This window comes from Paracoccus sp. (in: a-proteobacteria) (assembly GCF_030538495.1).
Classification (GTDB): Bacteria; Pseudomonadota; Alphaproteobacteria; order Rhodobacterales; family Rhodobacteraceae; genus Paracoccus.
The window spans coordinates 268,637-274,735 of sequence record NZ_JAUNTW010000001.1 but is presented as its reverse complement, the minus strand read 5'-3'; the positions used below and the strand labels follow the sequence as shown (position 1 = coordinate 274,735).

The window sequence follows — 6,099 nt, the reverse complement described above, 5'->3', positions numbered from 1 at the left end:
CGCGGGTTTTTTGGGGTTTGTTTGTGGGGGCGGTCTAAGCGGTGTTGAGCGGGTGTGGGGATCGCGTGGGGATAGCGCCGGGGGCCAGCCCCCGGGCCCCCGGGATATTTGGGCCAAGATGAAAGGGGGGGGAGTGAGCGGGGCGGGGGGAGGGGCCTGACGCCATCAGCGACGCGATCCCGCCGAATCCTCAGATCACCGGGTCTTGCCCGCCGGGATGGACGTGTTCGTAGTAATCCGTCAGGCGCAATCCCGCAGCGGCGGCGGTGTCCAGAACCACCGTCGCGTGGCGGTGCATTTGCAGGATGCTGGCGGGACAGGCGGCGCTGAGGGGGCCTTCGACCATCTGCGCTACGGCCTGTGCTTTGTTGTCCCCGGTCGCCAGCAACAGGCAATGGCGGGCATCGCTGATCGTGCCGACGCCCATGGTGATCGCCAGACGCGGCACCTGATCGTCCGTGTCAAAATAGGGGCGGTTCGCCGCGCGCGTGCTGGCCGTCAGGGTTTTGATCCGCGTGCGGGATGTCATGCTGCTGGTGGGTTCGTTGAACCCGATATGCCCGTTCTGCCCAATCCCCAACAGTTGCAGATCAATCCCGCCCGCGTCGCGGATGGCGGCGTCATAACGGTCCGCCTCGGCCACCGGATCGGGGGCATCGCCGCGCGGCAGATGGGTGTTGGCGGGGTCAATATCGACGTGATCGAACAACACATCGCGCATGTAATAATGATAAGACGCCATATGATCCGGTGCCAGCCCGACATATTCATCCAGATTAAAGCTGGTCACCCCGGCAAAGGACAGCCCCGCCATATAATCGGCGCGCAATTCGCGATAGAGCGGCACCATCGTGCCGCCCGTCGCCAGCCCCAGCGTGATTTTGGGGGTCGAGAAAATCGCCTCGGCCACGATGTCGGCGGCGCGGCGCACGGCCTGTTCGGGGGTGGGCAGGATCAGAACCTTCATGGCGTTTCCTTTGCGGCGTGTCCTGTGGGCGCAAACGTCTGATGTCTGGCTAAATCAGCGGCGCTTTTCCTGCAACCCGGCATGTTATCAATTATCCTTATGGCGCGGGTCAGTGAATACAATTTTGCCTTTTGCCGGTCGCCTGTTATCCCTTGGACATACGACGCCCGGACCGGATTCGGGCGACCCTTTCCACGGCGCAACCGCGCCGACCAACGGAGGACGATATGACCAATTCCGCAGGCAAATGCCCCGTCATGCACGGCGCCAACACCGAAACCAAAGAATCGGTGATGGCATGGTGGCCGAATGCGCTGAAGCTGGACATTCTGGCCCAGCATGACACCAAAACCAACCCGCTGGGCGATTTCAACTATCGCGAAGCCGTCAAATCGCTGGATTTTGACGCGCTGAAACGCGATATGCACGCGCTGTTGACCGACAGTCAGGATTGGTGGCCCGCTGATTGGGGGCATTACGGCGGTCTGATGATCCGCCTGTCCTGGCACGCGGCGGGGTCGTATCGTCTGGCCGATGGGCGCGGCGGGGCGGCGACTGGCAACATCCGGTTCGCACCGCTGAACAGCTGGCCCGACAACGCCAGTCTGGACAAGGCGAAACGCCTGCTGTGGCCGCTGAAAAAGAAATACGGCAATAAGATCAGCTGGGCCGATCTGATCGTGCTGGCCGGGACGATTGCCTATGAAAATATGGGGTTGAAGACCTTTGGCTTTGCCTTTGGTCGCGAAGACATCTGGGCGCCGGAAATCGACACCTATTGGGGTTCGGAAAACGAATGGCTGGCGCCCAGCGACGAACGCTATGACAATGTGCAGAACCCGGCCACGATGGAAAACCCGCTGGCTGCGGTGCAGATGGGCCTGATTTACGTCAACCCCGAAGGCGTGAACGGCAATCCCGACCCGATCGAGACCGCCAAGCATGTGCGCGAAACCTTCAAGCGCATGGCCATGGATGACGAAGAAACCGCCGCCCTGACCGCAGGCGGCCACACCGTCGGCAAATGCCACGGCAATGCTGACCCCGACGCCATCGGCCGCGAACCCGAAGTGGCCCCGGTGGAAGGTCAGGGCTTTGGCTGGGCAAACCCCAATCAGGAACCCGGCAAAGCGCGTCACGCCTTCACGAGCGGCATCGAAGGCGCATGGACGAAAGAACCGCTGAAATTCGATCAGGGCTATTTCGACATGCTGCTGGGCTATGAATGGCAGTTGACCAAAAGCCCGGCTGGCGCGAACCAATGGGAACCCATCGACATCGCCGAAGACGATATGCCGGTGGATGTGGACGACCCCAGCATCCGCCGCAAACCTGTGATGACCGATGCCGATATGGCGATGAAGATGGACCCCATCTATCGCGGTTATATGGAAAAATTTGCCGCTGACCCGGCCTATTTCGCGGATACCTTTGCCCGCGCGTGGTTCAAACTGACCCACCGGGATATGGGGCCGAACACGCGCTATATCGGCCCCGACGCCCCGACCGAGGATCTGATCTGGCAAGACCCGATCCCCGCTGGCACGACCGGTTGGGACGTGACCGCAGTCAAGGCGCGGATCGCGGATGCCGGGCTGTCGCAGGCGGATCTGATCAACACCGCTTGGGACAGCGCGCGGACCTTCCGCGGGTCGGACCTGCGCGGCGGAGCGAATGGCGCGCGCATCCGTCTGGCGCCGCAAAAGGATTGGGCGGGCAACGAACCTGACCGTCTGGCGCGCGTGCTGGCGGCATTGGAACCCATCGCGGCGGATGCCGGGGCCAGTCTGGCCGATGTGATCGTTCTGGCCGGGAATGTCGGCGTGGAGCAGGGCCTGCGCGCGGCGGGCTTTGACATCGACGTCCCGTTCACGCCGGGCCGAGGCGACGCGACGGATGACCAGACCGATGCGGAATCGTTCAACGATCTGGAGCCGCTGGCCGATGGTTTCCGCAACTGGGCCAAGGCCGATTACGTCGTCTCGCCCGAAGAAATGCTGTTGGATCGTGCGCAACTGATGCGCCTGACCGCGCCGGAAATGACGGTGTTGGTTGGCGGGATGCGCGTGTTGGGGACCAATCACGGCGGGACCGCGCATGGCGTGTTCACCGACCGGGTGGGCGCGTTGACGACGGATTTCTTTGTCAACCTGACCGATATGGGCAACAGCTGGCACCCGACCGGCGGCACCTACGAAATCCGCGACCGCAAAACCGGCGCGGTGAAATGGACCGCCACCCGTGTTGATCTGGTGTTCGGGTCGAACGCGATTCTGCGCGCCTATGCCGAGGTTTATGCCCAAGACGACAACGCGGAAAAATTCGCCCGCGATTTCGTTGCCGCATGGGTCAAGGTCATGGAATCTGATCGGTTCGACCTCTGCGCCTGATGGGCTTGCCCATGCGCCGATGATATGATGATCTGCCGCCCATTGATTTCCTCTGGGCGGCATTTTCATGACCACGATCACCCGCGAAAGCCCCTTGGCTGACGATCTGGCGCTGTTGTTTCAACGTCATCACGACCATTGCCACGCCGAAACACCGCCCGAATCCATCCATATGATGCCTGCGGGCGCCTTGGACGCGCCGGATGTGGTGTTTTTGGTGGTCAGGGACGCCGGTCGCCCGGTCGGTATGGGCGCGGTGAAAACCATTGCGCCGGGGCATGGCGAATTGAAATCCATGCATATTCTGTCCGAATATCGCGGGCGCGGGTTGTCGCGCCGGTTGCTGGACGCGCTGACCGATGCCGCGCGCGATGCGGGCCTGTCGCAACTGTCGCTGGAAACCGGGACCGAGGCGATCTTTGCCCCCGCCCGCGCCCTGTATGTGGCGGCGGGCTTTACTGAAACTGGCCCATTCGGCGCTTACCGTCCGGACCCGAACAGCGCGTTTTTTACGCGAAAGGTGTGATCCGGGCGGGCGAAGCAGGCTTGCCGCCGCAATAAATATATGTAAAGAAGCGGTTGTTACCTTATAACCTCCATGCGGAGGTTCTTATGCTGGACCGTCATAATCTGATCACTCAGGGGCGGTGTGCAATCATATATATGATTGATCCGCCACGGCTTATTTCGCCCGCCATTCCGCTGCTGCTGTCTCTGCGCAAGTTTCATCCAAATGCAACGATCATCCCCTATGTGCCGCAGGGTAAGATGGACCAAATCCCCGACCGGGTTTTGCGCTTCCACAATGACCATTGCGCGCCGATCCGTGAATTAACCCAAAGCCTGAATTTTAATCATAGCCGGTATAATAAACCCTATCTGCATGGGTATAAAATCCTTGCCGCCGCCGAAGAACGCGACACAGAATATTGCATTTTCCTGGATACCGACACCTATCTGAACCAGCCCTTTGACGACGCCATCATTTTGCATCGTGACGCCGTGTCGGTTGTGCCGGAGTCGGTTGCGGGTTATGCTCGTCGATTTACCGAAATTTGGGATGCGACCTATGCCATTTTCGGCCTGACGACGCCCACCGAACGGGTGCGGATGCTGCGGACCGACCGCGAACATCCGCCCTATTTCAATGCGGGTTTTGTGGCGTTTCCTGAAACAACGCCTTCAGGTCAACGGTTTGGCAAGGTCTGGCTGGAAACCGCAATGACGCTGGATTACGACGCCAGCGTCAACCACGAAGCGAAACGCCCGTGGCTGGATCAGGCATCCTTGCCCGTCGCCATTTTGCGCGCGGGGTGCCGTTCTAATATCCTGCCACCTGAATTCAATTATCCCGTGGATAAAAATATTCCGCCCAGTGACGCGGTGCGTTTGTATCATTATCACGGCATCGAACGGCTGCAAGAGGCAGACCACACCGCCGATATCGAATCCCTGCTGGTGGATAGCGGGATGTTCACATCACTCGAACACTATCTGGCGCCGAGGGAAAAAATGCGGGCCGAGGCGGCTGTGTATTGGAAAGAGATCGCGGATTTGGCCGACAAACGCCGCGCGATTAAGGCGAAATTGCAAAATCCCGATAATGACCCGGATTTCAGCGCCTCGCCCATTCGGAAAGAAATCCAATCGCTGAAAAAGAAAGAAGCCGAGCTGCGCACCGAATGTGATAAAATCGTCGAGGCGTTGTATTACGATGACGCGTGGCTGATGCCGCAGAGGGCATAATAAAGCACGCAAGTAAATCGCGGGCAAAAATTCTGTGGTGCGGCCGAAAAGACTCGAACTTTCACTCCGGTTAAGGAACAGCGACCTCAACGCTGCGCGTCTACCAATTCCGCCACGGCCGCATCCGGGCAGTGCGCGGTGTTTACCCGCATTGACCGCGCGCGACAAGCGGAATTTCACGCCCCTTGACGACGCGCCCGCGATGCGCCACCTGACCCCCACACGCAGCCCAAAGGCCACGCCATGACCCATCCCCGCCCTGAATGGCTGATCCAGCCGGGATTGACCCCCTATGAGGACGCGGTTTCCTTTATGGAACAGCGGGTTGCCGATATTGCGGCGGGGACGGCGGGGGAACTGATCTGGCTGGTGGAGCATCCGCCGCTCTATACCGGGGGAACCAGTGCGCAGGCGGCGGATTTGCTGGATGCGCGGTTCCCGGTCCATGCCAGCGGGCGCGGCGGTCAGTATACCTATCACGGGCCGGGGCAGCGGGTGGTTTATGTCATGCTGGACCTGAACCGGCGGGGGCGCGACGTGCGGGCCTTTGTCGTGCGGCTGGAAAACTGGGTGATCGCGGCACTGGCACAGTTCGGCCTGCGCGGCCAAATCCGCGACAGGCGCGTGGGCGTCTGGGTCGATCGCCCGGACAAGCCCGCCTTGCCGGACGGGTCGATGCGCGAAGATAAAATCGCCGCCATCGGCATCAAACTGCGCCGCTGGATCAGCTTTCACGGCATCGCGATTAATGTTGAACCCGATCTGGGGCATTATACGGGCATCGTGCCATGCGGGATTTCGGGGCATGGCGTCACCAGTCTGGTGGATCTGGGCCTGCCGGTGACGATGGATGATCTGGATGTGGCCCTGCGCGACCGTTTCGACACGATTTTCCAGACCGAATAAGATTTCGTGATCCGCGCTTGCAGCGTCTGGGATTTTCTTAACGATTTTTTTATTCTTTGCGGGTAACTATCCCAGAACGGGACGCAGGGG

5 protein-coding genes and 1 tRNA gene are annotated in these 6,099 nt (G+C 60.4%); 4 read left to right on the top strand and 2 right to left on the bottom strand.

Annotation, left to right across the window (positions count from 1 at the left end; all coding sequences use genetic code 11):
* Positions 1 to 190: 190 nt before the first annotated feature.
* A complete protein-coding gene (gene nagB / locus Q4G20_RS01370; RefSeq protein ID WP_303341344.1) occupies positions 191 to 967 on the bottom strand; it encodes a glucosamine-6-phosphate deaminase in 777 nt (258 codons plus the stop codon).
* Positions 968 to 1,194: 227 nt separating this feature from the next.
* On the opposite strand from nagB, the gene katG reads away from it, so the two are divergent.
* The 3 genes from katG (at position 1,195) to Q4G20_RS01355 (ending at position 5,103) form a co-directional block, all read left to right on the top strand.
* Positions 1,195 to 3,357, top strand: a complete 2,163-nt coding sequence (katG, locus tag Q4G20_RS01365; protein ID WP_303341342.1) for a catalase/peroxidase HPI — start codon at positions 1,195 to 1,197, stop codon at positions 3,355 to 3,357.
* 67 nt (positions 3,358 to 3,424) lie between these two features.
* Positions 3,425 to 3,883 carry a GNAT family N-acetyltransferase gene (locus Q4G20_RS01360; RefSeq protein ID WP_303341340.1) on the top strand — a complete coding sequence of 153 codons (459 nt, stop codon included), beginning with the start codon at positions 3,425 to 3,427 and terminating at the stop codon, positions 3,881 to 3,883.
* A gap of 137 nt (positions 3,884 to 4,020) precedes the next feature.
* A complete protein-coding gene (locus tag Q4G20_RS01355) occupies positions 4,021 to 5,103 on the top strand; it encodes a hypothetical protein (RefSeq protein WP_303341338.1) in 1,083 nt (360 codons plus the stop codon).
* A 35-nt stretch (positions 5,104 to 5,138) separates the two neighbouring features.
* Here Q4G20_RS01355 and Q4G20_RS01350 read toward each other — a convergent pair.
* Positions 5,139 to 5,225: transfer RNA gene (locus tag Q4G20_RS01350), tRNA-Leu, on the bottom strand.
* Between the two features lie 121 nt (positions 5,226 to 5,346).
* Between Q4G20_RS01350 and lipB the strand changes: the two genes are divergently transcribed.
* Entirely contained in the window at positions 5,347 to 6,009 is a 663-nt protein-coding gene (gene lipB / locus Q4G20_RS01345) for a lipoyl(octanoyl) transferase LipB (RefSeq protein ID WP_303341336.1), read from the top strand.
* Positions 6,010 to 6,099: the final 90 nt, after the last annotated feature.

Bases quoted from the DNA above. Each gene is read 5' to 3' on its own strand.
- nagB (WP_303341344.1), bottom strand. From the start codon at position 967: ATGAAGGTTCTGATCCTGCCCACCCCCGAACAGGCCGTGCGCCGCGCC.
- Q4G20_RS01360 (WP_303341340.1), top strand. From the start codon at position 3,425: ATGACCACGATCACCCGCGAAAGCCCCTTGGCTGACGATCTGGCGCTG.
- Q4G20_RS01355 (WP_303341338.1), top strand. From the start codon at position 4,021: ATGATTGATCCGCCACGGCTTATTTCGCCCGCCATTCCGCTGCTGCTG.
- katG (WP_303341342.1), top strand. From the start codon at position 1,195: ATGACCAATTCCGCAGGCAAATGCCCCGTCATGCACGGCGCCAACACC.
- lipB (WP_303341336.1), top strand. From the start codon at position 5,347: ATGACCCATCCCCGCCCTGAATGGCTGATCCAGCCGGGATTGACCCCC.